This is a genomic window from Lentzea albidocapillata subsp. violacea (genome assembly GCF_900100275.1).
Classification (GTDB): domain Bacteria; phylum Actinomycetota; class Actinomycetes; order Mycobacteriales; family Pseudonocardiaceae; genus Lentzea; species Lentzea violacea.
The window spans coordinates 601041-627149 of the sequence record NZ_FNET01000002.1 but is presented as its reverse complement, the minus strand read 5'-3'; the positions used below and the strand labels follow the sequence as shown (position 1 = coordinate 627149).

The 26109-nt window shown below is 69.7% G+C and carries 25 protein-coding genes; 11 read left to right on the top strand and 14 right to left on the bottom strand.

The annotated features are described in order from the left end of the window. The first annotated feature begins 175 nt into the window (after positions 1 to 175). Complete coding sequence (locus tag BLR21_RS07625) at positions 176 to 5641, top strand: ATP-binding protein (protein WP_090004952.1); 5466 nt, start codon at positions 176 to 178, stop codon at positions 5639 to 5641. 24 nt (positions 5642 to 5665) lie between these two features. Here BLR21_RS07625 and BLR21_RS07620 read toward each other — a convergent pair whose 3' ends face one another. After that, positions 5666 to 6556 carry a 5'-nucleotidase gene (locus BLR21_RS07620; RefSeq protein ID WP_090004951.1) on the bottom strand — a complete coding sequence of 297 codons (891 nt, stop codon included), beginning with the start codon at positions 6554 to 6556 and terminating at the stop codon, positions 5666 to 5668. A 51-nt stretch (positions 6557 to 6607) separates the two neighbouring features. Between BLR21_RS07620 and BLR21_RS07615 the strand changes: the two genes are divergently transcribed. Both BLR21_RS07615 and BLR21_RS07610 read left to right on the top strand, forming a co-directional pair. After that, positions 6608 to 6922, top strand: coding sequence for a DMT family transporter (locus BLR21_RS07615; protein WP_090004950.1), 315 nt, complete (start codon positions 6608 to 6610; stop codon positions 6920 to 6922). Next, positions 6922 to 7320: a DMT family transporter gene (locus BLR21_RS07610; RefSeq protein WP_090004949.1), complete on the top strand. Its 399-nt coding sequence runs from the start codon at positions 6922 to 6924 to the stop codon at positions 7318 to 7320. The genes BLR21_RS07615 and BLR21_RS07610 overlap by 1 nt, the downstream gene beginning before the upstream one ends. Here BLR21_RS07610 and BLR21_RS07605 read toward each other — a convergent pair. The 3 genes from BLR21_RS07605 to BLR21_RS43150 form a co-directional block, all read right to left on the bottom strand. Further along, a complete protein-coding gene (locus tag BLR21_RS07605; protein WP_090004948.1) occupies positions 7213 to 8550 on the bottom strand; it encodes a glycosyl hydrolase family 18 protein in 1338 nt (445 codons plus the stop codon). The two genes, BLR21_RS07610 and BLR21_RS07605, sit on opposite strands and share 108 nt — an antisense overlap. Positions 8551 to 8663: 113 nt before the next feature. Continuing rightward, entirely contained in the window at positions 8664 to 9401 is a 738-nt protein-coding gene (locus tag BLR21_RS07600; protein WP_090004947.1) for an SDR family NAD(P)-dependent oxidoreductase, read from the bottom strand. Between the two features lie 7 nt (positions 9402 to 9408). Further along, positions 9409 to 11214 carry a serine/threonine-protein kinase gene (locus tag BLR21_RS43150; RefSeq protein WP_218130787.1) on the bottom strand — a complete coding sequence of 602 codons (1806 nt, stop codon included), beginning with the start codon at positions 11212 to 11214 and terminating at the stop codon, positions 9409 to 9411. A 93-nt stretch (positions 11215 to 11307) separates the two neighbouring features. On the opposite strand from BLR21_RS43150, the gene BLR21_RS07590 reads away from it, so the two are divergent. Continuing rightward, entirely contained in the window at positions 11308 to 11973 is a 666-nt protein-coding gene (locus BLR21_RS07590) for a Clp protease N-terminal domain-containing protein (protein WP_090004946.1), read from the top strand. On the opposite strand, the gene BLR21_RS07585 is transcribed toward BLR21_RS07590, so the two are convergent. Then, entirely contained in the window at positions 11927 to 12892 is a 966-nt protein-coding gene (locus tag BLR21_RS07585; protein ID WP_090004945.1) for a helix-turn-helix transcriptional regulator, read from the bottom strand. The two genes, BLR21_RS07590 and BLR21_RS07585, sit on opposite strands and share 47 nt — an antisense overlap. Before the next feature lie 103 nt (positions 12893 to 12995). Between BLR21_RS07585 and BLR21_RS07580 the strand changes: the two genes are divergently transcribed. Both BLR21_RS07580 and BLR21_RS07575 read left to right on the top strand, forming a co-directional pair. Beyond that, positions 12996 to 13412 carry a VOC family protein gene (locus BLR21_RS07580; RefSeq protein ID WP_176929524.1) on the top strand — a complete coding sequence of 139 codons (417 nt, stop codon included), beginning with the start codon at positions 12996 to 12998 and terminating at the stop codon, positions 13410 to 13412. 91 nt (positions 13413 to 13503) lie between these two features. Beyond that, positions 13504 to 13977 (top strand): hypothetical protein, encoded by a 474-nt coding sequence (locus tag BLR21_RS07575; protein ID WP_090004943.1) that lies wholly within the window; start codon positions 13504 to 13506, stop codon positions 13975 to 13977. Here BLR21_RS07575 and BLR21_RS07570 read toward each other — a convergent pair. Together BLR21_RS07570 and BLR21_RS07565 are read right to left on the bottom strand one after the other, a co-directional pair. Further along, positions 13943 to 15277 carry an FAD-dependent oxidoreductase gene (locus tag BLR21_RS07570; RefSeq protein ID WP_176929523.1) on the bottom strand — a complete coding sequence of 445 codons (1335 nt, stop codon included), beginning with the start codon at positions 15275 to 15277 and terminating at the stop codon, positions 13943 to 13945. The genes BLR21_RS07575 and BLR21_RS07570 overlap by 35 nt on opposite strands. Before the next feature lie 65 nt (positions 15278 to 15342). After that, positions 15343 to 16335, bottom strand: coding sequence for a response regulator transcription factor (locus BLR21_RS07565; protein ID WP_090004941.1), 993 nt, complete (start codon positions 16333 to 16335; stop codon positions 15343 to 15345). A gap of 88 nt (positions 16336 to 16423) precedes the next feature. Between BLR21_RS07565 and BLR21_RS07560 the strand changes: the two genes are divergently transcribed. Genes BLR21_RS07560 through BLR21_RS07550 form a run of 3 tightly spaced genes read left to right on the top strand, consistent with a single transcriptional unit; the run spans position 16424 to position 17626 of the window. Beyond that, positions 16424 to 16813, top strand: a complete 390-nt coding sequence (locus BLR21_RS07560) for a cupin domain-containing protein (protein WP_090004940.1) — start codon at positions 16424 to 16426, stop codon at positions 16811 to 16813. Continuing rightward, positions 16810 to 17199: a DUF1304 family protein gene (locus tag BLR21_RS07555; protein WP_090004939.1), complete on the top strand. Its 390-nt coding sequence runs from the start codon at positions 16810 to 16812 to the stop codon at positions 17197 to 17199. The genes BLR21_RS07560 and BLR21_RS07555 overlap by 4 nt, the downstream gene beginning before the upstream one ends. A 28-nt stretch (positions 17200 to 17227) precedes the next feature. Further along, positions 17228 to 17626: a protein-tyrosine phosphatase family protein gene (locus BLR21_RS07550; protein ID WP_476737555.1), complete on the top strand. Its 399-nt coding sequence runs from the start codon at positions 17228 to 17230 to the stop codon at positions 17624 to 17626. A 159-nt stretch (positions 17627 to 17785) separates the two neighbouring features. Here the strand turns inward: BLR21_RS07550 and BLR21_RS07545 are convergent, their stop codons facing one another. Then, the gene (locus tag BLR21_RS07545; protein ID WP_090004938.1) at positions 17786 to 18454 is read right to left on the bottom strand and encodes an MOSC domain-containing protein; all 669 of its coding nucleotides are present in this window, start codon (positions 18452 to 18454) and stop codon (positions 17786 to 17788) included. A 10-nt stretch (positions 18455 to 18464) separates the two neighbouring features. After that, the gene (locus BLR21_RS07540) at positions 18465 to 18854 is read right to left on the bottom strand and encodes a MerR family transcriptional regulator (RefSeq protein ID WP_218130786.1); all 390 of its coding nucleotides are present in this window, start codon (positions 18852 to 18854) and stop codon (positions 18465 to 18467) included. 59 nt (positions 18855 to 18913) lie between these two features. Here BLR21_RS07540 and BLR21_RS07535 point away from each other — a divergent pair, with 59 nt between their 5' ends. Further along, positions 18914 to 19948, top strand: coding sequence for an aldo/keto reductase (locus tag BLR21_RS07535; RefSeq protein WP_090005138.1), 1035 nt, complete (start codon positions 18914 to 18916; stop codon positions 19946 to 19948). 4 nt (positions 19949 to 19952) lie between these two features. On the opposite strand, the gene BLR21_RS07530 is transcribed toward BLR21_RS07535, so the two are convergent. The 3 genes from BLR21_RS07530 to BLR21_RS07520 form a co-directional block, all read right to left on the bottom strand. After that, complete coding sequence (locus BLR21_RS07530) at positions 19953 to 21074, bottom strand: hypothetical protein (RefSeq protein WP_218130785.1); 1122 nt, start codon at positions 21072 to 21074, stop codon at positions 19953 to 19955. Next, positions 21071 to 22585, bottom strand: coding sequence for an alkaline phosphatase D family protein (locus tag BLR21_RS07525; protein ID WP_090004936.1), 1515 nt, complete (start codon positions 22583 to 22585; stop codon positions 21071 to 21073). The genes BLR21_RS07530 and BLR21_RS07525 overlap by 4 nt, the downstream gene beginning before the upstream one ends. An 80-nt stretch (positions 22586 to 22665) precedes the next feature. Next, positions 22666 to 23166, bottom strand: a complete 501-nt coding sequence (locus BLR21_RS07520) for a hypothetical protein (RefSeq protein ID WP_143027641.1) — start codon at positions 23164 to 23166, stop codon at positions 22666 to 22668. A gap of 186 nt (positions 23167 to 23352) precedes the next feature. On the opposite strand from BLR21_RS07520, the gene BLR21_RS07515 reads away from it, so the two are divergent. Beyond that, entirely contained in the window at positions 23353 to 24396 is a 1044-nt protein-coding gene (locus tag BLR21_RS07515; protein WP_090004934.1) for a chitinase, read from the top strand. Here the strand turns inward: BLR21_RS07515 and BLR21_RS07510 are convergent. After that, complete coding sequence (locus BLR21_RS07510) at positions 24393 to 24779, bottom strand: SgcJ/EcaC family oxidoreductase (protein WP_090004933.1); 387 nt, start codon at positions 24777 to 24779, stop codon at positions 24393 to 24395. The two genes, BLR21_RS07515 and BLR21_RS07510, sit on opposite strands and share 4 nt — an antisense overlap. A 54-nt stretch (positions 24780 to 24833) precedes the next feature. Then, positions 24834 to 26105, bottom strand: a complete 1272-nt coding sequence (locus tag BLR21_RS07505) for an alpha/beta hydrolase (RefSeq protein WP_090004932.1) — start codon at positions 26103 to 26105, stop codon at positions 24834 to 24836. Between the last annotated feature and the right edge of the window lie 4 nt (positions 26106 to 26109).

Below are 26109 nucleotides of genomic sequence, written 5' to 3'. Positions count from 1 at the left end.
ACACGGGCTCAAGTGAAGCTATGCCGAGGACCTGGTGCCTTGTTGGTTTCATACAAAGCACGCTGCTCAACTCGTTCCGCTCCAGCGGTTTTGTTACCGGGTAGTAGACGAGAGTGTGTACATCGATTGGGCGGCGACTGCCGCTGAGGTTGTCTGTCCGCGAGGAGAGAAGTCGTTGTTCAGTCGTGTAGCGATCGTCAACCGCGGGGAAGCCGCAATGCGGCTGATCCACGCCGTCCGTGAACTCGCCGCCGAGTCAGGGGAACGGATCGAGACCGTCGCCCTGTACACCGATGTCGACAAGTCCGCGCCGTTCGTCCGGGAAGCCGACCTCGCCTACAACCTCGGTCTGGCGGCGGACCGTCCGTACCTGAACCTGCAGGTGCTGGAGAGGGCGCTCGTCGAGACGAAGGCCGACGCCGCGTGGGTCGGCTGGGGCTTCGTCGCCGAGATCCCGGAGTTCGCCGAACTGTGCGAGAAGGTCGGCGTCACGTTCGTCGGCCCGTCCGCCGAGGCCATGCGCAAGCTCGGCGACAAGATCGGCTCGAAGCTGATCGCCGAGGAGGTCGGGGTCCCGGTCGCGCCGTGGTCGCGCGGTGCCGTCGAGAACCTCGAGCACGCCCTGAAGGTGGCCGACGAGGTCACCTACCCGCTGATGCTCAAGGCGACCGCCGGTGGTGGCGGCCGCGGCATCCGCAAGATCACCTCGCCCGCCGAGATGGAAGAGAACTTCGACCGCACCAGCATGGAGGCCGAGCGCGCGTTCGGCTCCGGCGTGATGTTCCTGGAGCGCCTGGTCACCGGCGCCCGGCACGTCGAGGTGCAGGTCATCGCCGACGGCCAGGGCACGGCGTGGGCGCTCGGCGTCCGCGACTGCTCGGTGCAGCGGCGCAACCAGAAGATCATCGAGGAGTCGGCCTCCTGCGTGCTGGAACAGCACCAGGTCGACGAGCTGAAGACGTCGGCCGAGCGGCTCGCGAACGCGGTGGGCTACCGCGGCGCGTGCACCGTCGAGTTCCTCTACCACCCCGGCGAGAAGCTCTTCGCGTTCCTCGAGGTCAACACCCGCCTGCAGGTCGAGCACCCGATCACCGAGATCACCTGCAACTTCGACCTGGTCAAGGCCCAGCTGCACGTCGCGGGCGGCGGCAGGCTCGAAGGCGAGAAGCCGGTCGAGCTCGGCCACGCCGTCGAGGCCCGCCTCAACGCCGAGGACCCGGACCGCGACTTCGCGCCGTGCCCCGGCAGGATCGTCCGGCTGGAGCTGCCCGCCGGCCCCGGCATCCGCGTCGACACCGGCGTGGCCGAGGGCTCGCAGATCCCCGCCGACTTCGACTCGATGATCGCGAAGATCATCGCGTACGGCCGCGACCGCGACGAGGCGCTGGGCAAGCTGCGCCGCGCCATGGCCGAGACGACCGTCATCATCGAGGGCGGCACGACCAACAAGAGCTTCGTGCTCGACCTGCTCGACGAGCCCGCCGTGATCGACGGCTCCGCCGACACCTCGTGGATCGACCGCGTCCGCGCCGAGGGCGGCCTGATCTCGCACCGCCACTCCGCGATCGCCCTGGCGGCCGCCGGTATCGAGGTGTACGAGGACGAGGAGCAGATCAACCGCACCGCGCTGCTGGCGTCCGCCCGTGGCGGCCAGCCGCGCACGAACCACGAGGGCGCGGTCAAGCTGGAGTTCGTGCTGCGCGGCCAGCCGTACGTCGTGACCGTCGCCCGCGTCGGCGCCGCGAGCTACCGCGTCGGTGTGGCCCCCGCGGACTCCGAGACCGTGCTGACCGGTGACGTCGACGTCGAGCGGTTCGACCACCACGTCGGCCAGATCACCGTCAACGGCGCGCGGTTCCGCGTCGTCACCGGCACGCACGGCCCGGTCCACCAGGTGGAGGTAGACGGGGTCACCCACCGCGTCACCCGGGACGAGGGCGGTGTCCTGCGCTCGCCGATGCCCGCGCTCGTCGTCGCCACGCCGCTCGCGGTCGGTGCCGAGGTCGAGGCCGGGGCCCCGGTCCTGGTGCTCGAGGCGATGAAGATGGAGACGGTGCTGCGCGCGCCGTTCCGCGCCCGCCTCAGGGAACTGAACGTCGTCGTCGGCACCCAGGTGCCCGCCGGTGGCGCGTTGCTCAAGCTCGAGGAGATCGAGGACGAGGCCGGCGCCGTCGAGGAGCAGCGGTCCGAGTCGGCGGTCGAGCTGGAACTGCCCGCGCCGCGCACGGACGTCCGGCCGGAGGAGCTCGTCGCGAGCGGCATCGACGACCTGCGCAACCTGTTGCTGGGCTTCGACACCACCGCCGCCGACACCGAGCGGGTGCTGAAGAACTACATGGACGCGCGGCACGACCTGCCGGAGCGGCCGCTGGTCCTGGAGGCCGAGCTGCTCGGCATCTTCGCCGACCTGTGCGACCTCTCGCGCAACCGTCCCGCCGGTGAGGAGTCCAAGCCGGAGAACCACATCCACTCTCCGCGCGAGCACTTCCACACGTACCTGAAGACGCTCGACGCCGACCGCGCGGCACTGCCGGAGGGCTTCCGCGCCCGCCTGCAGAACGTGATCGGCCACTACGGCATCACCGAGCTCGACCGCACGCCGGAGCTGGAGCAGGCCGTCTTCCGGATCTTCGTGGCGCTGCGCCGCGGCGTGTTCGACGCGGCCGTCGCGACGACCCTGCTGCGCCAGTGGGTGCAGGAGGCGCCGCCGGTCGAGTCGGAGCAGGTCCGGATCGGCCTGGTGCTGGAGCACATCGTCGCCGCCACGCAGGTCCGCTACCCGGCGGTGGCCGACCTCGCCCGCAGCGTCGTGTTCACCTGGTTCGCCCAGCCGCTGGTGCGCCGCAACCGCGCCCGCGTGCACAGCGAGGTCCGCAAGCACCTGATCCACCTCGACGCGCAGCCGCACGCGGCGGACCGCGAGGAGCGGATCGTCGCGATGGTGGCGTCGGCCGAACCGCTGGTGCGCCTGCTCGGCCAGCGCATCGGCAAGCCCGGCGCGGACAACACCCCGCTGCTGGAGGTGCTCGCCCGCCGCTACTACACCAAGAAGGCGCTGGAGAACCCGCGCGTGCACGGCGCGTTCTTCATCGCGGAGAACGAGCCGGAGCAGACCCGTCTCATCTCGACCGCGGTGGAGTTCCCGTCGCTGACCGACGCCATCGGTGACGTCGTCAAGCACGGCAACGGAAGCGCGGTCGTCGCGGACCTCTACGTCAACTGGCCCGGCGGACCGTCCGACCAGGACGAGATGGCCGCCGGCCTGGGTGCCGCCCTGGCCGCGCACCAGCTGCCGCCGACGATCACGCGCATCACCACCACGGTGGCGGGCCGCCGCGGCGAGTCGATGCACCACCACTTCACGTTCCGCCCGTCGTCCCACGGGTTCGCGGAGGAGAGGCTGGTGCGCGGGCTGCACCCGCGCATCGCCGAACGCATGCAGCTGGAGCGGCTGCGGGAGTTCGACCTCACCCGGCTGTCCTCTGTGGACGAGGACGTCTACCTGTTCCGCGCGGTCGCCAAGGCGAACAAGTCCGACGAGCGCCTCGTCGCGCTCGGCCAGGTCCGCGACCTGACGCCGTTGCGCGACGACGAGGGCCGGATCGTGGCCCTGCCCGCCGCCGAGGACGTCCTGGCGACCTGCCTGGACGGCATCCGCAGGGCTCGTGCGCAGGCCGGTGGCCGCACCCGCCTGGCCACGAACCGCGTGGTGCTCTACGCGTGGCCGCCCACCGAGCTCGGGTCGAAGGACCTGGACGCGGTCGGTCAGCGCGTCCTGCCGACGACCGCGGGCCTGGACCTCGAGGAGGTCCTGTTCCTGGCGCGCCGCAGGGACCCCGTGTCCGGTGACGTCTCCGACATCGGCGTGCGGATCGCGAACGACGCCGGATCCGGTGTGCGGTTCTCGTTCGTGCAGCCGCCGGCCGACCCGATCCAGCCGTTGGACGACTACCGCCAGAACGTCCTGCGCGCCCAGTCGCGTGGCACGATCTACCCGTACGAGCTGGTCGACATGCTCGTCGGCGACGGCGGGTCCTTTGTGGAGCACGACCTGGTCGACGGTGCGCTGGTGCCGGTCGACCGCCCGCGCGGCGGCAACAAGGCCTGCATCGTCGTCGGTGTCGTGACCACGCCGACGCCCGCGTACCCCGAGGGCATGAAGCGCGTGGTGCTGCTCGGCGACCCGACGAAGTCCCTGGGCGCACTGGCCGAGCCCGAGTGCTCGCGGGTGATCCACGCCCTCGACCTCGCCGAGGAGCTCTCCGTTCCGCTGGAGTGGTTCTCGCTCTCGTCCGGCGCGAAGATCTCGATGAGCTCCGGTGTCGAGAACATGGACTGGGTGGCCGCGGCGCTGAAGCGGATCGTCGAGTTCACGCAGGCCGGTGGCGAGATCAACGTCGTCGTCAACGGCATCAACGTCGGCGCCCAGCCGTACTGGAACGCCGAGGCCACGATGCTCATGCACACCAAGGGCATCCTGGTCATGACCCCGGACTCGGCGATGGTGCTGACCGGCAAGCAGGCGCTCGACTTCTCCGGTGGCGTCTCGGCCGAGGACAACTACGGCATCGGCGGCTACGACCGCGTCATGGGCCCGAACGGCCAGGCGCAGTACTGGGCCCCGAACCTGCGGTCGGCGTTCGACGTGCTGCTCGGGCACTACGAGCACAGCTACGTCGCGCCGGGCGAGACCGGTCCGCGCCGGGTGTCCACTTCGGACCCGGCCGGGCGCGACGTCTCGTCCTACCCGCACGTCGTCGGCGACAGTCCGTTCACGACGGTCGGCGAGATCTTCTCGGTCGAGTCGAACCCGGACCGCAAGAAGCCGTTCGACATCCGCACGGTCATGCGCGCCCTGTCCGACCAGGACCACGAGGTGCTGGAGCGCTGGGCCGGCATGGCCGACGCCGACACCGCCGTCGTCCAGGACGTGCACCTCGGCGGCATCCCGGTGACGCTGCTCGGCGTCGAGTCGCGCGGTGTCGCCCGCACCGGTTTCCCGCCCACCGACGGCCCGGACACCTACACCGCCGGCACGCTGTTCCCGAAGTCGTCGAAGAAGGCGGCCCGCGCGATCAACGCGGCCTCGGGCAACCGGCCGCTCGTCGTGCTGGCGAACCTGTCCGGCTTCGACGGCTCACCGGAGTCGATGCGCGAACTGCAGCTGGAGTACGGCGCCGAGATCGGCCGCGCGATCGTCAACTTCCGCGGCCCGATCGTGTTCACCGTGATCTCGCGGTACCACGGCGGCGCGTTCGTGGTCTTCTCCAAGGCCCTGAACCCGTCCATGACGGTGCTCGCGGTCGAAGGCTCGTTCGCCTCGGTCATCGGTGGCGCGCCCGCCGCGGCCGTGGTGTTCGCCCGCGAGGTCGACGGCCGCACGGCCAACGACCCGCGCGTGAAGAAGCTGGAGTCCGCGGTGGCCGAGGCCGCCGGTGCCGAGCGGTCGGCCCTGACCGCCGAGCTGACGTCCACGCGGCAGTCGGTGCGGACCGAGAAGCTGAACGAGATGGCCGCCGAGTTCGACCGGGTGCACAGCGTGCAGCGCGCGGTCGAGGTCGGGGCGGTCGACGCGATCATCTCGGCGGCGCAGTTGCGGCCGGCGATCATCAAGGCGATCGAGGACGGTCTCGCGAAGTAGTTCCTGTTCGGAGGAGGAGCCCGGTCACTCGGTGGCCGGGCTCTTCTCGTTCGAGACGCCGAACGGCACGTGCACGCACGGCACGCTCTCGATCAGGTGCCCGCGCTGGTCGTCGAAGAAGATGTGCGGCCGGAGCACGTCCAGGATCGGCGCCTTCTTCAACCCTCCCAGGAAGAACGCGTCGTTCACCGTCAGGCCCCAGGCCTTGAGGCTGTTGATCGCGCGCTCGTGCGCCGGGGCGGACCGGGCGGTCACGACCGAGACCCGGATGCGGTCCTCGGCCTGCCGCTGGATCCGGTTCACGCCCGCGAGGAAGTTCCGCAGTGGACCGGGATCCAGTGGTGTGACCACGTTCGTGGACTCGTGCTGCTGGAACCGGTCGAGGCCACCGCTCTGGTAGATCCGTTCGGACGCGTCGTCGGCGAGCACGCCGTCGAAGTCGAACGCGATCCGCAGCGCCGGATCGTCGTCGTCGCGGAACGACGACTTGAGCACCTGGCCCGCGGGGAGTCCGGCCGCCGTCGCCCTGCGGACGTCCTTCTCGTTGGCGGACAAGAAGAGTGACATGTTCAGGGCCGGCATGAACTCGTGCGCCGCGCGGCCCTCGGTGAAGATCGCGCGGGTGATCCCGAGGCCGTGGTGCGCTGCCGACCTCAGGATGCGCAGGCCCGTGTCGGGGGAGTTGCGCGACAGCACGACCACCTCGACCAGCGGGCCCAGCGAGTTGAGTCGCAGCAGCCGGCGGAGGAACGGGAACGCGACTCCCGGAGCGAACGGTTCGTCGAGGTGCGCTTCCTGGTAGGCGCGGTAGGCCTGTTCGCCCTCGGCCGTGAAGACGGCGCCGGACTCCGTCAGGTCGAACAGGGCGCTGGACGCGACGCCTATGACCAGCAGGTTTTCCAGGCTGGGAGCCACATCACGTGATCGTAGCCGCCCGATCGATGCTTTTCTGGTACGGTCGTACCAATGTACTGGGTTGTGCTGGTGGTCTCCGGGGTGCTGGAGGCCGTGTGGGCCACGGCGCTCGCGGCGTCGAAGGGTTTCCGCCGGCCGTGGCCGGTGGTGGTGTTCGCCGTGTCGATGACGCTGAGCGTCGTCGGGCTCGCGTGGGCGATGCGGGGAATTCCGGTCGGCACGGCGTACGCGGTGTGGGTCGGCGTGGGAGCCGTGCTCACGGTGCTCGTCGCGGTGCTGCGCGGTGAGGAGAAGCTCGGGGTGGCCAGGGCGTTGCTGCTCGTCGCGTTGATCGGCTGCGTCGCGGGCCTGAAGGTGGTGAGCTGATGTACTGGGCCGTGTTGCTGGTCAGCGCCGTGCTCGAAGCGGTGTGGGCGACGGCGTTGTCCCAAGGGTCCTACGTGCTCTTCGTGATCGCCGCGACGTTGAGCATGGTCGGGCTTTCCGTTGGCATGAAACGAATTCCGGTCGGGACCGCGTACGCCGTGTGGGTCGGCACCGGTGCTGCCCTGACCGTGGCGTGGGCGATGATCACCGGCGAGGAGACGGTCTCCGTGTGGAAGATCGTGTTCCTCACCGGGATCATCGCCTGCGTCATCGGCCTGAAGTTCCTGAAATCAGGCGTTGATGGTCCACCGCTGGTTGGCGGTGCCGGCGCAGTCCCAGAGCTGGAGCCTGGTGCCGTCGGCGGAACTGTTGCCGGTGGCGTCGAGACATCTTCCTGACGCCGTGTTGCGCAGCTGACCGTTGGCCTCGGCCGTCCACTGCTGGTTGCCCGCACCCGTGCAGTCCCACAGCTGGGTCACCGCGCCGTTGGCGGTGCCGGACGCGTCGAGGCACTTGCCCAAGGCGCGCAACGTGGTGCCGTCGCGAGTCCACTGCTGGGCGTTGGTGCCGTTGCAGGTGTAGACCTGCACCGCCGTGCCGTTGGTGGCGTTCGCGCCGGCCACGTCGACGCACTTGCCGCCGAAACCGGTGATGGTGCCGCCGGTGGGAGGCTGGGGGTTGCCGCCGCCGGCGGTCTCCCAGATCGCGTTGAGCAGGCTGGTGCTGCCGGTCGTGTCCTGGGAGAGCTCCCAGTTCATGATGCCGCCCGCGTTGGTCAGCGCCCACTGCGTCTTGCGACGGATCGTCGGAAGACCGTTGTAGGAGTTGCCGTTGTAGCTGTCGCGATTGGCGTTGGCCGGGTCCTGCGCGACGAGGTCGCGGTAGGAGATGTAGGTCGGCCGGCTGTAGAACGGCACGCCGAGAACCGCCTTGCCGGCCGGAAGGCCGCGGTTCTTCCAGAAGTTGACCGACGCGATCGACCAGTCGTAGTTCGCGTGCGGGCTGCCGCCGTCGTAGGCCATGATGTTCAGCCAGTCGACGATGCCGAACACCGCGGGCTGCACACCGTTCGCCGTGCCGCCCTCACTCACGACCGCGGCCGTGAGCAGCTTGCCGCGGCTGTGCAACTGGTCGCCCAGCTGGCGCATCAGCAGCGTGTAGTTGTCGCCCTCGACGCCCGGATCCGGGTACTCCCAGTCCATGTCGACGCCGTCGAGGTTGTACTGGCCGACCAGGTTGATCAGCGCGTTGACGAACGTCGTGCGGCCGTTGGCGCTGGCCGCGAGGATCTCGAAGTTGTCGTCGTTGCCGTTGTTCCAGCCACCGACCGCGATCGAGACCTTGACGCCGTTCTGGTGGCCGAGGCTCACCAGCTGCTGCAGCTTGCCCGGATCCGGCACGCCCTGGAGCGTGCCGTTGGAGTTCGGCAGCACGAACGAGTAGTTGATGTGCGTCAGCTTGTTGTACGGGAGCGTGCTGACGTTGCCGGACCACGACGGCATGTAGCCGACGCTCTTGAACCCGGCCGGGTAGGCGGCCTGCGCGGCAGGCGCCATGACTGACAACGTCGCCGCGGCGGCGGCCAGCGCTAGGCCGGCGGCACCGAGGCGTGAGCGGAATGAACGCATTGCAGGGAGAGGCCTTCCACTTCGTCGAGCGCCCACCGCGACGTTAGTGGTCTAGACCGGTTGCGGGAAGATCAACTGGGTACCGGAACTGGTTCCGGTCTGCTTTCGGCGAATCACCGCAGGTAGGAGGCGCCGTTCACGTCGATGATCGTGCCGCTGGCCCACACCGCGTGCTCCGTGGTCAGCCATGCGACGGCCGCGGCGACCTCCTCGGGCTCGGCGACGCGGCCGAACGGGCTCTGCGCCCGGATCCGCTCACCCTCGGGGCTCGCGAGGAGGTCGGTGACCATGCCGGTCCTGACGAAACCCGGTGCGACGCCCGCGACCGCGATGCCCTGCGGTGCCAGCGACTGGGCGAGCGACTGGGTCATCGCGTGCAGGCCCGCCTTCGCCGCGCCGTACGCGGGGGCATCGGGCTCACCCCGGTAGGCACCCCGCGAACCGACGTTGACGATGCGACCGCCGCGGGTCATGTGCCGGACCGCGTGCCAGGCGAGGTCGGCCGGCCCGTACAGGTTGAGCTCGATCGTGCGGCGCCAGGCCTGCTGCCACTCCTCGAAGCTCGTCGTGGCGATGGGGTGGTGGAAGTAGGTCCCCGCGTTGTTGACCAGGACGTCGAGACCGCCGAGCTTCTCGACGGTCTCTCCGACGACCTGTCCGGCCTGGTCCGCGCCGAGGTCGCCCTGGACGGTGACGTGGCCGTCGCCGGGGAGGTTCCCGGCCACGGTGCGCGCCTCGTCCGCTCCAGAGCGGTAGTGGACGGCGACCTGGTGGCCTTGCTGGGCCAGCGCGTGGGCGACGGCGGCGCCGATGCCGCGCGATGCCCCGGTGACGAGAGCGCGTCGAGTCATACGACGATCATGCCTGATTGTCGATCATCCACTTGCCGTTCTGCTGCACGAACGTATAGGTGTGCGTCTCGGTCGTGGAGACGCTCGCACCCTGCATGTACTGCAGGGTCACGGTCACGACGTTGTCGCCCTGCGGCACGAAGTTCGACAGCTGCACCGCGGTGTAGTCGTCCCAGAACCCCTGGTAGATCTGGAAGGTCGGTGTGCGCACCGCCTTGAACCGGTCCGTGAGCGACGCGTAGCCGGCTTCCAGGTTGCCGGGGATCAGCGCGTAGTAGGCGGTGATCGCCTCCTGGGCGTTCTTCGGTCCCGCGGGCGGTGGGGCTTGGCTCGGAGTGCTGGCCGGCGGGTTCGTCTCGGTGTTGGGCGGGGGCTGCGTCTGGCTGTCCGCGGGCTGCTGCGACTGGCTCTGACCCGCCGGCGGCTGGTTCGACTGCTGGTTCGAGGGGGTGCCGGTGCTGGACTGGCTGTTGGTCGGCGACAGGGCGTTGTTCGGGTTGCCCTTGGGCCACAACAGGAACGAGCCGACGCCGACGGCCAGCACGAGGAGAACGATCGCGATGGGAACCAGCGGGAACTTGCGGCGGTTCTCGTCGGGTTCCGCAGGGGGTGCGGGCGGGGGCACAACAGCCGGGAGAACGGGAGTGACAGCGGCCGCCGGGGTCTCGCGGACCGGGACCGCTTCCGGCGCTTTCTGCTCCGGGAGCACGGGAGTCGCTGCTGCCGGAGCCTTCTGCTCCGTCACGGGCGCTGGCGCCGGTTCCGGTGTGGCTTCCGGCTCTGCCTCGGGTTCCGCCACGGGCTTCGCGTCCGGCTCGGCCTTGGGGTCCGCGGGCCGCGCGGTCAGACCAGCGGCTTCCACAGCGGCGGCACCCGCGATCAGCCCCGCCGCGGCCGCCGCAGCCTCCTGCTTCGCCTTCTCCTCCGGCTGGGCCTCCACCGGGAGCTTGACCGTCGCCGGGATGACCACGGTCGCCTCGGACACCTGCGGCGTCTCGTTCACGACGGCGGCCAGCAGGTGGACCGCTTCCTGCATGGTCGGGCGGCGTGCGGGGTCGGTCGCGAGGAGCCGGAACAGCACGGGGGAGAGCAGGGGGCCCGCGTTGGCCGGCGGCATGATCGAGCCGGCGGCGACGCGGTGCAGCATCACGAGGTTGTTGTCCGCGGTGCCGAACGGCGGGCCGCCCTCGACGGCGTTGTAGAGCGTGGCGCCGAGTGAGAAGACGTCGGAGGGGAGGCCTGCGTCCTCGCCGCGGGCCACCTCGGGGGAGAAGAAGGCAGGGGTGCCGACGGTGCCCGTCGCGGTGGCGGTGCCGTCGTCGCCGGTGGCACGGGAGATGCCGAAGTCCGTGATCTTGACTTCCTGGTCGCCGATCAGGACGTTGCCGGGCTTCACGTCGCGGTGCTGGATGCCGTGGCGGTGCGCGGCGGCCAGGGCGGCGGCGGTGTAGCACCCGATGCGGGCCACCTCGCGGGCCGGCAGCGTGCCCTGCTCGGCGATCACGGCGGCGAGGCTGCGGGAGGGGAGGTACTCCATGATCAGCCAGGGGCGGCCGTCCTCCTCCACGACGTCGTAGACGCGGATGGCGTTCGGGTGCTCCAGCCGTGCGGCGAGGCGGGCCTCGCGCATGGCCCTGGCTTTCGCGCGGTCCACTCGGGCGTCGTCGAGGCCGTCCAGTGCGAGCAGTTCCTTGGCCGCGACCACGCGGTGTAGTTGCTCGTCATAGGCCTGCCAGACGACTCCCATCGCCCCTTGGCCGACCTTCTGCTTCAACTGGTAGCGGCTTCCGATCAGCCTGCTGCTCTCCTCCACGCGGGTGCTCCCGTCCCCTCTGATCACTCACAAGTGTGACGGTTGCCGCGTGAGCCGTTGACCATAACCCTACTTGGGGGTATGCATGGGGTTATGCCAAAAATCAACGTGTACCTCCCCGACGAGCTCGCCGAGTCCGTGAAGGACATGAACATTCCCGTCTCGGCGATCTGTCAGAGAGCCCTCGAGGGCTCGGTCAAGCGGATCATCGCGATCCGGGCGCTCACCGTCGACGACCTCAGGCGCGACAGCTTCCCGCACTTCACCGACCGTGCGTGGAAGGCGCTCCAGATCGCCGCGGAGTGCTCCCAGGGCACCAAGATCGGTACGTCCCACCTCCTGAACGGCATCGTCAGCGAAGGCGGGAACCTGGCTCTGGACGTGCTCCGCGCGATCGACATCACGCCGGACGGCCTTCCCTCCTTCATTCCCGCGGACATCGGCAGGAAGCCCGGGTTCGCCGACGACGGCGCCGCCGCGCTGGAACTCGCCGTCACCGAGTCCATCGCGCTCGGGCACAACTACGTGGGCTGCGAACACCTGCTGCTCGGCATCGTGGCCGAACCGAACGGCAAGGGCGGCGAGGAGCTGCGCGAGCTGGGCGCGGAGATCAAGGGCACGCGCCGTGCCGTTCAGACCGCGCTCGCGGGCATTGTCCATCTGAAGAAGCAGCAGAAGGCGGCCCCGGACGCGGCGAAGGTCCTGGAGATGATCATGTCCCGGCTGGCGCGGCTGGAGCAGCACGCGGGTATCGGCTGACGAGCTCGGCGCCGATGCGCGCCAGGTGTTCCTCCACCTCGGGCGACTCGACGGTGATCAGGCCGCCCCACCCGGCCACGTTGCGGGCGATGTCGAGCGGTCGCGGCGCCGTCAGCTCCACCTTCGTGTGCTCGCCCTGCTCCTCGACGACCGTGCAGTGGCGTCCGTGCTGGTGCTGGAAGACCTTCAGGAACCTCGTGGGCACGAGCACGGTCGCCGACGTCTCCGACCGTCTCGCCTCCATGCTCGTGACGACCTCGTCCCAGGCGCCGGCGAGCTCGAAGCCGGCGGGGCGGGAGGACGGGGTGCCGGTCAGGGAGACACCCAGGATGCGATCGAGCCGGAACGTGCGCCGCCCGTCGCCGGTGCCGGCGATGAAGTACCAGGTGCCGTCCTTGTCGACGAGTCCCCACGGGTCGACCTCGCGCTCTGTCGGTGCCTCGCCCCGTTTCTGGTAGGTCAGCCGCACCCGCACCTGTTTGACGACGGCCTGTTGCAGCGTGGTGGCCAGCGCCGACCTGTCCTTGGTGTCCTCGCCCCATGCCGCCGTGTCGACGATCGTCGCGTCCGCGGCGGCCTCGGCCTCGGCGCGGAACGTCTGCGGCAGCGCGCGGACCAGCTTCCGCAGCGCCGACTTGATCTCCGGGGCGACGGACGCGGCCGGTCCGGCGACCAGGAACAACGCCTGGGCCTCCGCCGAGGTCAGGCCGCTCAGGTCGGTGCGGGCGCCGCCGACGAGCGACCAGCCCCCGCCTCTCCCCGGTTGGGGGTACACGGGTACCCCCGCCGCGGACAGCGCTTCGAGGTCACGCCTGGCGGTGGCGTTGGAGACTTCGAGCTCTTCGGCCAGTTCGGCGGCGGTCACCCGGCCGCGGGCCTGCATCAGCAGCAACGTGGCGACTAGACGGTCTGCGCGCATGTCTCCAGATTTCCGCTAAAAGTGCTCATTGGATGAGCACTTTACGGCGGAAGCTGAGAACACCACCGAACGAGACCTTCTGGAGGCAGTTGTGTTGCGAGGCATGTCGACCGTGTCCTACTTCGCCGACGACCTGACCGAGGCCCGCGCCTGGTACGCGTCGTTCCTCGGCGTCGACGCGTACTTCGAGCGGAGCACCCCGGACGGAGTGCTCGCCTACGTCGAGTTCCGCATCGGCGACTACCAGGCCGAACTCGGCTTGGTGAACCGCCGCTTCGAGGTCACGCCGTCCGACGGACCGGCGGGCCAGATCCTCTACTGGGCGGTCGACGACCTCGACGGGACGCTGGCGAGGTTGCTGGAGCTGGGCGCCAAGTTCCACGACGAACCCCGGGTGCGCGGCGAGGGGTTCGTGACGGCGTCGGTCGTCGACCCGTTCGGCAACATCCTCGGGGTCATGACCAACACCCACTACCTGGCCATCGCCGAGCGGAACCAGGCCGGCCGCCGCGAAGGATGACGCGGGCACTCGGAGGTGCGGGCGACGCGGTCTGTCGTCCGCAATCCTCCGGTGATGACGACGCGGTCCGTCGTCCGCATATCCTGCGGTGATGACGACGCGGCTCGCCATCACCGGACATCGTGGACTCACCGCGGCGCTGGAGGCCGAGATCGACCGGATGATCCGCGCCGCCGTGGCGGAGAACGGTTCCGTGGTGGGTGTGTCGTGCCTCGCGGACGGTGCGGACGCGGTGTTCGCGCAGGCCGTGCTGGACGCGGGCGGGGCACTGGTCGCGGTGCTGCCGGCCTCGCGGTACCGCGACACGTTGCCCGAGTCCTACCGGCCCGTCTACGACGGACTGCTCGCGCGGGCGGGCAAGGTCGTGCAGCTGGAGTACGTCACGCCGGACCCGCACGCCTACATGGAGGCGGGCGAGCGGATGGTCGACGAGTCCGATGCCCTGCTCGCAGTGTGGGACGGGCTGCCTGGACGTGGCCCTGGTGGCACGGCCGACGTGGTGGCGTACGCGCGATCGAAGGGCGTGCCGGTCACGGTGCTGTGGCCCGAGGGCGCCGTCCGCTGAGCGTCTTTCCTGCCAGCACGCGGAACAGCACCGCCGGGCGGAGCAGAGTCACCGGGTGGCCGGCCAGCTGCGTGACGCGGACGTACGCGCGGTAGACCTGCCGGTTGCCGGGGATCGCCGCGATCACGCGGCCGGAGTACCACCGCAGCAGGCGTGCCGAAAGCGGGAGTTTCCTCATGCTCCAGCCGAGATCGGCGGTCGTCGCGAACGTCCACGGGAACCGTGCGGCTCTGGCGACCGCGCGCTGGAACATCAGCGGCTCGCCGGCCAGGTCGTGGTCTCGCAGCAGCGTGCGCAGGTCCGCGCAGTTCAGGGCGGTGACCGTCAGGCCGTGTCCGTGCACGGGATCGAGCGAGACCACGGAGTCGCCGAGCGCGAGCAGGCCACGCGGCCAGTCCGGGACCTGGTGGAAGCGGTTCCAGCGGTTGCGCAGGTGGCCGGCGCGGTGGATCGCCGACGCCGGGGTGGCCGTCTTGACGATCTCCGCGACGTCCTGGCACCGCAGGCTCGTGGCGTGGTCGAGGAAACCGTCGTCGTCGGCCGGCGCGGTGTCGCCGTCCGCGCCGAACAGCGTCACGAGCCAGCGCGAGCCGTCCACAGAGGACACTGCGCCGCCGCGTCTCGTGCCGGGCGCATGGGTGCTCTCGCAGGCGTTCTTCCAGCCGAGATCCAGGTCGCGGTTCACCTCGTAGAGACGCGAGGCGCAGGTGAGGTGGCCGTTGACGATCCTCGGCGCGGGGCAGTGCACGCCGAGTTCCGCGAGCCACGACACCAGCTTGCTGTCGCGGCCCGACGTGTCCACCACGAGGTCCGCGTAGTCGGTGAACGGACGGTCGCCGCGCCTGCCGTGCACTCCGGTGACCGTGCCCCGGTCGTGCAGCAGGCCCTCGATCGTCACACCGTCCACAAGGGACACGTTGGCGAGGCGCAGCACCCGGCGCCGGATGATCCGGTCGAGCGTCACGCGCGTCACCGAGAGCACGCTCAGACCCAGGTGGTCGCGCGGTGCCGGGCCGGCCGGGAAGTGGTTCAGGAAGTCGCTGCCCAGGTCGGCGCGGACGGCTCCCGCGTTCTCCAGCTCCCTGCCGAGCCGCGGGAAGAGCGCTTCCAGCGCCTGCGCTCCGCGCGCCGGCAGCGGGTGCGGGTGGCAGGCCTGGGGAATGCCCGCGCGGTGGCCGGAGTCGGCGGTGATCGTGTCCCGTTCGACCAGCACGACGTCGCCGTACGACTCGGACAACACCCTCGCCGCCAGCAGTCCCGCGAAGCCGGCGCCGATGACGAGGGCGCGGTCGGAGTACATGGCGGCCATGCTGACAGAGCGTTCCTCCCGGGGGACCCGCCGAGAGTCCTGTGTTTCGCCGCCGGTCAGGACAGCTTCGCGGCCAGTTCCGCCCGGCTGCGCACCCCGAACTTGGCGAAGAGCGACTTGAGGTGGTCCTGCACGGTGTAGGGCGAGATGGCCAGCCGTGCCGCGATCTCCGAGGTCGGCTGCCCGGCCAGCACCTCGTGGCAGACGTCCTCCTCGCGGCTGGTCACGCCGTGCGCCTTGAGCCGCAACCCCAGCAGGTCCGCGGCCGACGCCCGGCTGATCGTCACGGCCGCCTCGCTGTCGCCGGTCCCGTCACTCACGAGTTCGCTCGCTTCGAGCAGGATCCAGCCGCCGTGCGCGTCGCGGAGCCTCGCCCTGAACGTGCCCGAACGCGCTCCGGCCGCCGCGGCCCGCAGCATCACCGCGAACCGGCCGGGCGCGACGTCCTCCAGTTCGTCGCGCCACTGTGCGGCGGACGCGGTCGAGGACCGGATCGTGCCGTCACGGCTGACCACGACGATGGCCGGTGCGCCGGTCCGGCGGGCCGAGGTGCGTGCCGCGACCTGGGTGGCGGCCCCCAGCGCGGGTGCCACCCACGTCATGAACTCCAGCTCGCGCTCGCTGAAGTCGTTGGTGCGCACCATTCCCGCGCCACCCCAGCAGATGTCGCCGGCGCGGAACAACGACCGCAGTTCGTGACTGAGCCCGAGCGGCCGCCAGACCTCGTTCAGCCGCGCCGACCGCTTGTCCTCGAGTCTCGCCACCGTGTCGCCGCGCTGCGCCAGTGAGGCGAAGGTGTGCGGTTCGCCGGGCGTGTACTCGCAGGTCGCGAGCACCGGTTCGTACTGCCGCGGGATGCGGTTGACACCGCTGGTCATGGTGCTGAACACGCCCGAGTCCGGGTCCATCGACGCCCAGCAGGTGAGGTCGCACGGGACCACCCGGTCGACCAGGGCGATGGCGGCCTCGTGCAGTCGCGCGACGTCGAGCCCCGCGCTCGCCAGTGCCGTGACGTCGCGTCGCACGCCGAGCGCCCGACCCTCCCACATGGTTGGCAGTATGCGCCCGCTCCCGGCGGTCCGGGATCCCAGTTTTCCGGGATGTCCAGGCCCGTCCGGCGCGCGGAGGCTGCAGCGCATGCTGACCACCGCAGGCGAGGGCGACGTACTGACCGTGCCCGACGCGACGATCACCGTCCGGATCCAGGGGAGGTCCACGGGCGGCGCCTATGAGTTGTTCGAGGTGGACGCGCCACGAGGAGAGGCCGCGCCGCCGCACCGCACACCGTGGCCGAAGGCCTACTACGTCCTGCACGGACGCATGGCGGTGTTCCTCGACGGCGAGCTGTTCGACCTGTCGCCGGGCGATGCCATCACGATCCCGCCCAACGCGTCCCACACGTTCACCGTGCACACGCCGTCCGTGCAGTTCCTGGCGTTCGCCGTGGGGGAGGTCATGGGTGCGTTCTTCCGTGACCTGTCCGAGAACGGCATGGAGGCGTTGGGCCGCTACGGGGTGACACGATGAGCGTCGTCGCGCAGATCGCCGCCGTGGTCGCGGCCCTGGTGCACCTCGTGGTGTGGGTGTGCGAGGCGTTCCTGATCGGGCGCGTCCACCAGTCGATGTTCGGGCAGCCCGCGCGGGACGTGCCGGCGATCCGGCTGTGGGCGTTCGGGGTGGGGTTCTACAACCTGTTCCTGGCGTGCGGCCTGGTCGCGGGGCTGATCGCGCTGCACGGCGGGCACGAGTTGGTGGGGCGCACACTCGTCTTCTACGTGTCGTGGTTCATGCTGGCGGGCAGCGTCGTGCTGGCCGTGGCCGACCAGCTGGAGCTGAGCCGCCCGCGCAACCAGGCGTGGGGAGGCGTTGCGGCGGAAGGGATTCCGCCGCTGGTAGTGTTGCTGTTCGCTTAGGAGCCTGGGGGCGCATTCCTTGAAGACGATCGAACTACCTGACGGCGCGGTGATCACCGGGCGGGGCCTGCGTGACGGGAAGATCGTGGAGCCACACCCCCAGTACGGGGTGTACCTGCAGCCGAAGCCGGTCGACGTGCCGTGGTCGCACGACTGGATCGACTGGCCGGACTTCCGCCTCCCGCGTGACCACGACGCCGCGATCAGGCTGATCCGCTCCCTGCACGCCAGGGCGCTCTCCGGCGAGCAGGTCGAGGTGGCCTGCAGCGGCGGCATCGGCAGGACGGGCACGGTGATCTCGTGCCTGGCCGTGCTCGCCGGTGTCCCGGCGGCCGAAGCCGTGGCGTGGACGCGTGCGAACTACCACCCGCGTGCCGTCGAGACGCCGTGGCAGAAGCGCTGGGTCAGGAACTTCCCGCCCGCTTAGTGGTGTGGCCCGGAACGTTGCCGGGGGAATTCGCGGTCAGACGGGTGCATCGTGGTGTCGCCCCCACGTCCTCGTACTGGTTGTACGGGGGCGTGGGGGCGGCGCCGCGAGGCGCCCTGCTGAGCGTGGATTACCTCGCCGACGTTCCGGGCCACACCACTAGGAGTCGAGCTCGACCACGGAGCGCTTGTGCACCAGGTCGACGACCTCCGGCGGCACCGAGTCGCCGGCCTCGAGCAGCCTGGGCAGCAACGCGGCCTCCGTGGTGACGGCGCGGAAGAACAGCTCGACCGTGACGTCGTGGCCGGGCCGGTGCACGACGCTGATCTCGTCGCCCGGCCCGATCAGGCCCTCCTCGAGCACGCGGAAGTAGGCGCCGGGCCGGGCCTGCTGGGTGAACCGCTTCACCCAGCCGCGCTGCCCGAGGAACTCGGCGAACGTGCGGCACGGGATGCGCGGCCCGGTGACCTCCAGCAGCGCCGAACCGATCTGCCACTGCTCGCCGACCAGCGCGGTCGTGTGGTCGATGCCCTGCGTGGTCAGGTTCTCGCCGAACTGGCCGTTGTGCAGCGGGACGTCCAGTTCGGACTGCCACCAGTCGAGGTCCTCGCGCGCGTAGCCGTAGACGGCCTGGTACTCGCCGCCGTGCACGGTCCAGTCGGCGATCGAGTCACCGGCGACGCCGCTGCCCGCCGATCCCTTGGCGCCGGTCGGGCTGACCCGCAGCGGCCCGTCGACCGGGTGTTTGCCGATGCCGGTGGCGCCCGCACGGGCGTAGTCGACCGGGACCGTCTTCTGGGCGACGTTCAGCGAGAGCACGACAGGCATGGGTCCGAGCCTATTGGCCGACCGCCCTGGCGGCGATCGAATTGACGTAGTCCTGGTAGATGCCCACCTTGTACGTGATCAGGTCCATGCACTCCTGCAGCTGCACCATCTGCTGCTGGACGCGTTCCTGGTGTTCCTTCAGGATGTCCAGGCGCTGCGACTCGTTGCCGTCGCCCTGGCGGACCAGGTCGGTGTAGCGGCGGATCTCCGGCACCGGCATCCCGGACATGCGCAGCATGATGCACATCCGCAGCCAGTCGACGTCCTGCTGCGTGTACACCCGGCGGCCTCCCGGTCCTCTGTGGACCTGGTGCGCGAGGATGCCCTCCTTCTCGTAGTACCGCAGCGCGTGCACGCTCAGTCCGGTGCGTTCGGCCACCTGCCCGATGCTCAGCCCCATGTCACCGAGCATAGGCTTGACCTAGAGTCGGCTCTACTTCGTAGGTTCTCGCCATGAACATGCGCTATCGCGTTCTCGGGGGAACCGGCATCGAGGTCAGCCACCACTGCCTCGGTGCCATGATGTTCGGCTCCGTCGCCAACAACGACCACGAAGAGGGCGTGCGGATCATCCACCGCGCCCTCGACGCGGGCATCAACTTCGTCGACACCGCCGACATGTACTCGGCCGGGGAGTCCGAGGAGATCGTCGGGAAGGCACTGAAGGACCGCCGCGACGACGTCGTGCTGGCCACGAAGGTGCACTTCCCGCTGGGGGAGGGGCGCAACCGCAGTGGCAACTCGCGGCGCCACGTCGTGCGCGCCGTCGAGGACAGCCTGCGGCGGCTGGACACCGACTGGATCGACGTCTACCAGGTGCACCGGCCGGACTACCGCACCGACGTCGAGGAGACGCTGTCCGTGCTGACGGACCTGGTGCGGGAGGGGAAGATCCGGGCGTTCGGGTGCTCGACGTTCCCGGCCGAGGAGATCGTCGAGGCGCACCACGTGGCGCTGAGCCGGGGCCTGATGCGGTTCCGGACCGAGCAGCCCCCGTACTCGATGCTCGCGCGCGGGATCGAACGGTCGGTGCTGCCGACCGCCCAGCGCCTCGGCATGGGCGTGCTGGTGTGGAGCCCGCTCGCCAGCGGGTTCCTGTCGGGCAGGCACCGGCGGGGCGCGTCGGCCGAGGCGTTCCGGGCGACGCTCACCCCGGAGCGGTTCGACGAGTCGCTGCCGGGCAACGCGGCGAAGTTCGAGGCCGTCGAGCAGTTCGCGAAGCTCGCCGACGAGATGGGGGTGCCGCTGCCCGCGCTGGCGATCGCGTTCACGACGACGCATCCGGCGGTGACCTCGGCGATCATCGGGCCGCGCACGATGGAGCAGCTGGAGTCGTTGCTGGAGGGTGCCTCGCTGGTGCTCTCCGACGACGTGCTGGACCGGATCGACGAGATCGTGCCGCCCGGTGCAGACACCTACGACGTGCACGGGTTCTGGAAGCCGGCGTCGCTGCTGGAGGTCCACCAGCGACGCCGGCCGCTCGATCAACGCTAAGTCATCACCACTGCTGGGTGCTCAGGCCGGTGCCCAGGTAGACCTGGTCGTACCCGTTGCCGTCGTTGTCGTCGGTGTAGACGACGGTGACGCGGCCCCACGGGTCGACGCCCACGGCGGGTTCGTCCTGCCTGCCCGTGGCCTTCGAGACCGTGAGCTGCCGTGCGGGACGGCCCGTGGTGGTCCCGTCGGGGTTGTAGACGCCGGTGTGGACGTCCTGCGCCTCCGCCGTGGTCACCGCGACGCCGAGCTGGTCGTCGATGCCGATCTGCGGGTCGGCGCCGGTGGTCTGAGCTGTTCCGGCTCGCGCCGCTCCCGCCGCCGTGAAGGACTGGACGCGGACGCCCGACTGTTCCCAGGCGACGGCGAAGTCGCCGTTGAAGTTCGCCGCCACGGCGGGGCGTTTGCCCTGCCCCGTCGTGGTCTGCGCCTGTTTCACGCCACCGGCCGGGGTGACGATCTTGCGGGCGACGTTCGCGTCCGCCTCCCACACCACGACCGCGTTGCCCGCGGCGCCCATCGCGACCTGCGGTTTGGCGTGGGTGCCGCCGGCGTTGCTGACCCGCGCCTCGTAGGACTTCGAGCTGATCGACGCGAACATGCTCACCCGCACGGTGGGCGCGGCGGTGCCCTGCTTGTCCTCCCACGTGACGGCGAAGCCGCCGCTGTCGGGATCCGCCGCGACGCTGGGGAAGTACTGCTGGCCGTCCGCGTTCGCGTTGGCCCTGCCGGAACCCGACACGGTTCCGGTCGCGCTGACGGAGCGCACGGCGATGTTGTAGTAGCCGTTGCCGTCCGGGTCCTCCGACCAGACGACGACGGCGCTGCCGTCCTCGCGCACCGAGACGTCCGGCTGCCAGTGCCGCCACGTGCCGGTGCCGCCGGTGGAGAGCTTCTTCTCGTAGACCGATGCTCCCTCTTTGTAGAGGCGGATCCAGACGTCGGAGTGGATCGGGTTCTCAGGGGCGGTGCTGTCGCGGTCGTCCTCCCAGACGACGGCGGTGTAGCCGTTGCGGGAGGCCGAGACGGATGCGTTGTCCTGGTCGCCGGTCGCGGCGCTGTTGACCGTGGACCACGTCATCGGAACCGGGGCGAGCAGCAGGCTCGCGAGCAGCAGTGTCTTCACGGCGCCTGCAATCCGGGGTTGGTGGACTCGACGACGTAGCTGCCGACCGTCTTCACCGGGTAGTCGCGCACGGTGACCTTGTCGACGGCGCGGAAGTCGACGCGCATTTCGGCTGACGTGGTGCGGGTCTTGACGTAGCCGCGCAGGTTCTTGAAGTACTTCACGTGCGGGTTCAGCGTCGGGTTGAGGCTGTTGTCGGCCGCGTTGCCGTCACCGCCGGACGTGACGGAGGTGGTGACGAGCTCGGTGCCGATGATGCGGTTCTGGGTTCCGTAGTTCTGCATGAGGTTCGCGCCCCAGCTGCGGTGCACGTCGCCGGTGAGCACGACCGTGCCCTTGTTGCCGTTGGTGTCCCAGGCGTTCTGGATCCGCGTGCGGTTGGCGGTGTAGCCGTCCCACGCGTCCATGCTCTTGGACCCGTCCGCGGCGGCGAGCCGTTGCGCGAAGAACACCTGCTGGCCCAGGAAGTCCCAGGTGCCGAGCTTCTGGCGCAGGCCGTCGATCAGCCACGTCTCCTGCGAGGTGCCGGTGAGCGAGCGTGCCGGATCGTCGGCGGCCGGGCAGACCTTCGTGCCGTCGCCGCACGCCTGGTCGTGGCGGTACTGGCGGGTGTCGAGCAGATGGAACGTGGCGAGGCTGCCCCAGCGGACCCGGCGGTGCAGCAACATGTTCTCCGCCGTCGGCGCCTGGGCGGATCGCAGCGGCATGTGTTCGTAGTAGGCCTTGTACGCGGCTGCGCGGCGGGCCCTGAAGTCTCCGGCCGGGTTCGTGTCGTTGCGGATCAGATTGGCGTAATTATTCTCGACCTCGTGGTCGTCCCAGACGACGAGCCAGGGCGCCATGGCGTGCGCGGCCTGCAGGTCCGGGTCGGTCTTGTACTGGGCGTGACGGACGCGGTAGTTCGCGAGCGTGCTGATCTCGGTGGCGGGCGCGAACCTGCGGACCTTCGTCGTGGTGGCGGCGCCTTCGTAGATGTAGTCGCCGAGGTGCAGGATCAGGTCGGGGTGTTCCTCGGCCATCCGGCGGTAGGCGGTGAAGTAGCCCTCTTCGTAGTGCGAGCACGAGGCGAAGAGCATGGTCAGTTCGGGTTGCGTGCCGACCGCCGGTGCGGTGAGGGCGCGGCCGGCGGGGGAGATGTGGCCGCCGGTGCGGAAGCGGTACCAGTACTCGCGTCCCGGCTGCAGGCCGGTGAGGGTGACGTGCACGGAGTGAGCGCTTGCCTGGGTGGTGGTGACCGTGCCGGTGCGGGCGACGGCGGTGAAGCGCTCGTCGGTGGCGACCTGCCATTCGACGGCGGTGCTGGTGTTGGGCATCCCGCCGAGTCCGTCGGCGTTCAGCGGGTTCGGGGCGAGGCGGGTCCAGATCACGAACCCGTCGGCCGCCGGTTCGCCGGACGCGACTCCCAGGGTGAAGGGGTAGCCGATGGCGTTGGCCAGTGCGGGAAGCAGTACGCCGGCGCTCGCTCCCGCGAGGCCGCCCACGATGAAGGTGCGTCTCCGTAACGTGGTCATGACCAGCAGGCTTACCGAATGCGGGTAAAGGCCCGCCTAACGGTGTGCGGCTTCAGAGTGGTTTCCCACCGACCAAGGCGCTAGCGGGACGTCTCACCCAAGGACAGGTCGTCGGCCAGGCGGAAGACGTTGCGCGTCGGGTGCACGTCCACCGGGAAGCTCGCCCCGACTTCGACGATCTTCTCGCCGTGGACGAGGTGGCTCGTGGTGAACGGCGGCCGGCCCGGCAAAGTGACCAGCATCCGGACCCTGGTGCAGCGGTCCTCGCCGCACCACACGCGCTCGGCGGACGTGACCTGCCCCAGGACGCGCACACCTGCCGTGTCCAGGTCGCGCCACACTCGCCGGTCCCGCGCGGTGCCGACGACGGCGATGATCGTGACGACCACGGTGACAGCGGTCAGGACAATGCCGGTCACGACGACGGCCAGCTTGTCGTCGCCGGGGACGTATCCGCCCAAGCCGGCCACCAGGGCCAGGGGACCGGCGCTCATGACCGCAAGCCCGAGCGCGGTCCAGAACGGCTGCTCGAAGAAGACCGGCGGGCGACTCACCGGGCCTTCGGCCTCAGGTGTTCCCACGCTCGTCATGGCATGGCCCGTCTGCCGCTGGGCGAAAGGTCCGAAGCACCTCGTGAGCGTCCTGGCACGAGCGAAATATAGCCCGGCGGCCAAGCCTTCGGGGTGACCGCGTCGACCCCGTAGAGGTCTGGACCATTTCGTGCTTCAATGACGGTGGGTCGCCGCCTGTAAGCGAAAGGTGAGCGAATGTCCGCCCGCTTGTTGCCGAGGGCACTGACAGCCCTGCTTCTGCTCATGAGCACGATGCTCGTCCCGTCCGCCGCCCAGGCGGCCGACACGTGCGCGCTCAAACCCCGTCCCGCGGGCAAGGTCCTGCACGGGTACTGGGAGAACTGGGACGGCGCGTCCAACGGGGTCCATCCGCCGTTCGGCTGGACCCCGATCACCGACAGCCGTATCAAGCAACACGGGTACAACGTGATCAACGCGGCGTTCCCCGTGATCCGCTCCGACGGCACCGTGCTGTGGGAGGACGGCATGGATGTCGGGGTGAAGGTCGCGACGCCCGCCGAGATGTGTGCGGCGAAGGCGGCCGGGGCCACGATCCTGTTGTCGATCGGTGGCGCGACGGCGGGCATCGACCTGAGTTCGGCCACGGTGGCCGACCGGTTCGTCGCCACTGTCGTGCCGATCCTGAAGAAGTACAACTTCGACGGGATCGACATCGACATCGAGACCGGTCTGGTCGGCAGCGGCAACATCAACCAGTTGTCGGCGTCGCAGGCGAACCTCGTGCGCATCATCGACGGCGTGCTGGCGGCCATGCCGGCCGGGTTCGGGCTCACCATGGCGCCGGAGACCGCGTACGTGACGGGCGGCAGTGTCGTCTACGGCTCGATCTGGGGCGCCTATCTGCCGATCGTCAAGAAGTACGCGGACAACGGCCGTCTGTGGTGGCTGAACATGCAGTACTACAACGGTTCCATGTTCGGGTGCTCCGGCGACAGCTACTCGGCCGGGACCGTGCAGGGGTTCGTGGCGCAGACGCAGTGCCTGAACAAGGGACTGGTCGTGCAGGGCACCACGATCAAGGTGCCCTACGACAAGCAGGTTCCCGGTCTGCCCGCGCAACCGGGTGCCGGTGGCGGCTACATGAACCCCACGCTGGTCGGGCAGGCCTGGAACAGCTTCGGCGGCCAGCTCAAGGGGCTCATGACCTGGTCCATCAACTGGGACGGCTCGAAGAACTGGACCTTCGGCGACAAGGTGAAGTCCTTGCAGGGCCGTTAGAGCACGATGGTGTTCTGCCCCGCGGCGATCCGCCAGACACCGTCCTCTTTGGACAGGATGTAGAGCGGTGAACCCTCGTTCTGGTCGGGGATCGGAGTGCCGTCGGGCCGGACGGGACGCTGGCGGATCTTGACGGCCGCCACGTCGGGCCGGATGAAGAGCACGTGCGCCACCTCGTACGTGGCGGTCGCCTCCTTCGCCGCGCCGGGCAGGACCTGGCGGGTGAAGGAGGCGATCTCGTCGCGGCCGGTGAGCCGCTTGCCGTGCGCGGTCGTCCAGATCGCGTCGGAGCGGAAGAGGCCGATGAACTCCTCGGGCAGCTCGTTCTGCTGCGAGTGCTGGACGGTGGCGACGAGCTTCTTGATCTCTGCGGTGTCGGTCATGGTCAAGATCGTCGTACCTCGACCAAGCTGGAGGTCAAGCCGTTGTTCGCTGGATCACTGGCGAGGCGCGACCCGGGACTCGTAGGAGTTCGGCTGGTACCAGGGGTTGTAGAAGCAGCCCGTGCCGTACTTCTGATCGTGGCTGGGGCAGGCGTACGAGATCAGGAACGGGTTGGCACGCACGCCGAACTTCTCCCAGGCCGCCAGGGACCGCATGGCCACGGCGTACTCGGAGTCGCTGAACGCGCTGTGCGTCGCCTCGGTCGTGAAGGTCTGCACGAGGTTGTACCAGCGGCCGGCCTTCCTCACGACGTCGCGATAAGCCGACTCGTGCTCGACGAACGCGGTGGGGTCGCCGATCGCGTGCACCGACAGGACCGGGATGTCGATTTTGCCGGTGAGGTCGCTGTCGTGGACCAGTTCGGCGCGGGCCGCCGGGTCGGCGGCGAAGCGTTCGACGCCGGCGTTCAGCGCCTTGTCGTCGTGCGAACCCTGGTACACCACACCCGTGTTACTCCACGGGTTCCGGTCGCCCAGGCGGTTGTGCACGATGTCGCGGAACGTGAACGTCGCGAAGTTCAGGTGCGAGTTCAGCGTCTGCTCGGGAATCTTCGTGACCGTGAGGATGTCCGTGAGCTTCTGCTGCTGCTCGGGCGTGCGACTGCCTGCCACGCCAAGGCATTCCTCGATCCGGCCGCGCAGGCCGGCGGTGGTCATCGTGGAGCCGGGACGCAGGCCCTGCCACAGCGGGTACTGCGCCTCGGACGGCCGCGGGTGGTTGCCGCAGTAGTACTGGTAGACCACGCGCAGGTCGACGCGGTAGTCGTAGCCGCGCGAACCGCCGGCCAGGACGCCGCTCGTGAGCAGCGCCGCGTCATAACCCTGGTACAGCTCGATGGTCTTCGCCGCGATGTTGCCGCCCCACGACTGCCCGTGCAGATACACCTTGTGCGGCTTGAGCATCCTGACGACCATCCTGCGCAGGTTGTCGGTGTCCTCGGCTGCCATCCGCGTGCCGTAACCGCCGCGCCGGTACGAGGTGCCGGCCCACGCGTAGCCCTCCTTGACCATGACGGACCAGCGGTTCAGGTCGTCACGCGTGCGCTCCGGAGTGGGGGCGCCGAGTTCAGGGCCGCCGTGCGAGTGCACGACGAGCGTCTTGTTCCACTTCTTCGGCACGGCGATCGTGTAGTACGCGCCGTTCGGGTCCCGGCCTTCGTAACAGGTGGTGCCGGCGGGGACGTTCTCCGGGCACGGTGCTGTGGGAGGCAGGTGCACCGGCGACGTGAGACTCGCGGTGAGTGCGAATGCCAGCAGGACGTTCATGGCC

Bases quoted from the DNA above. Each gene is read 5' to 3' on its own strand.
- BLR21_RS07615 (WP_090004950.1), top strand. From the start codon at position 6,608: ATGTACTGGGTTGTGCTGGTGGTCTCCGGGGTGCTGGAGGCCGTGTGG.
- BLR21_RS07610 (WP_090004949.1), top strand. From the start codon at position 6,922: ATGTACTGGGCCGTGTTGCTGGTCAGCGCCGTGCTCGAAGCGGTGTGG.
- BLR21_RS07605 (WP_090004948.1), bottom strand. From the start codon at position 8,550: ATGCGTTCATTCCGCTCACGCCTCGGTGCCGCCGGCCTAGCGCTGGCC.
- BLR21_RS07600 (WP_090004947.1), bottom strand. From the start codon at position 9,401: ATGACTCGACGCGCTCTCGTCACCGGGGCATCGCGCGGCATCGGCGCC.
- BLR21_RS07590 (WP_090004946.1), top strand. From the start codon at position 11,308: ATGCCAAAAATCAACGTGTACCTCCCCGACGAGCTCGCCGAGTCCGTG.
- BLR21_RS07585 (WP_090004945.1), bottom strand. From the start codon at position 12,892: ATGCGCGCAGACCGTCTAGTCGCCACGTTGCTGCTGATGCAGGCCCGC.
- BLR21_RS07580 (WP_176929524.1), top strand. From the start codon at position 12,996: ATGTCGACCGTGTCCTACTTCGCCGACGACCTGACCGAGGCCCGCGCC.
- BLR21_RS07575 (WP_090004943.1), top strand. From the start codon at position 13,504: ATGACGACGCGGCTCGCCATCACCGGACATCGTGGACTCACCGCGGCG.
- BLR21_RS07570 (WP_176929523.1), bottom strand. From the start codon at position 15,277: ATGTACTCCGACCGCGCCCTCGTCATCGGCGCCGGCTTCGCGGGACTG.
- BLR21_RS07565 (WP_090004941.1), bottom strand. From the start codon at position 16,335: ATGTGGGAGGGTCGGGCGCTCGGCGTGCGACGCGACGTCACGGCACTG.
- BLR21_RS07560 (WP_090004940.1), top strand. From the start codon at position 16,424: ATGCTGACCACCGCAGGCGAGGGCGACGTACTGACCGTGCCCGACGCG.
- BLR21_RS07555 (WP_090004939.1), top strand. From the start codon at position 16,810: ATGAGCGTCGTCGCGCAGATCGCCGCCGTGGTCGCGGCCCTGGTGCAC.
- BLR21_RS07545 (WP_090004938.1), bottom strand. From the start codon at position 18,454: ATGCCTGTCGTGCTCTCGCTGAACGTCGCCCAGAAGACGGTCCCGGTC.
- BLR21_RS07540 (WP_218130786.1), bottom strand. From the start codon at position 18,854: ATGGGGCTGAGCATCGGGCAGGTGGCCGAACGCACCGGACTGAGCGTG.
- BLR21_RS07535 (WP_090005138.1), top strand. From the start codon at position 18,914: ATGCGCTATCGCGTTCTCGGGGGAACCGGCATCGAGGTCAGCCACCAC.
- BLR21_RS07525 (WP_090004936.1), bottom strand. From the start codon at position 22,585: ATGACCACGTTACGGAGACGCACCTTCATCGTGGGCGGCCTCGCGGGA.
- BLR21_RS07515 (WP_090004934.1), top strand. From the start codon at position 23,353: ATGTCCGCCCGCTTGTTGCCGAGGGCACTGACAGCCCTGCTTCTGCTC.
- BLR21_RS07510 (WP_090004933.1), bottom strand. From the start codon at position 24,779: ATGACCGACACCGCAGAGATCAAGAAGCTCGTCGCCACCGTCCAGCAC.
- BLR21_RS07505 (WP_090004932.1), bottom strand. From the start codon at position 26,105: ATGAACGTCCTGCTGGCATTCGCACTCACCGCGAGTCTCACGTCGCCG.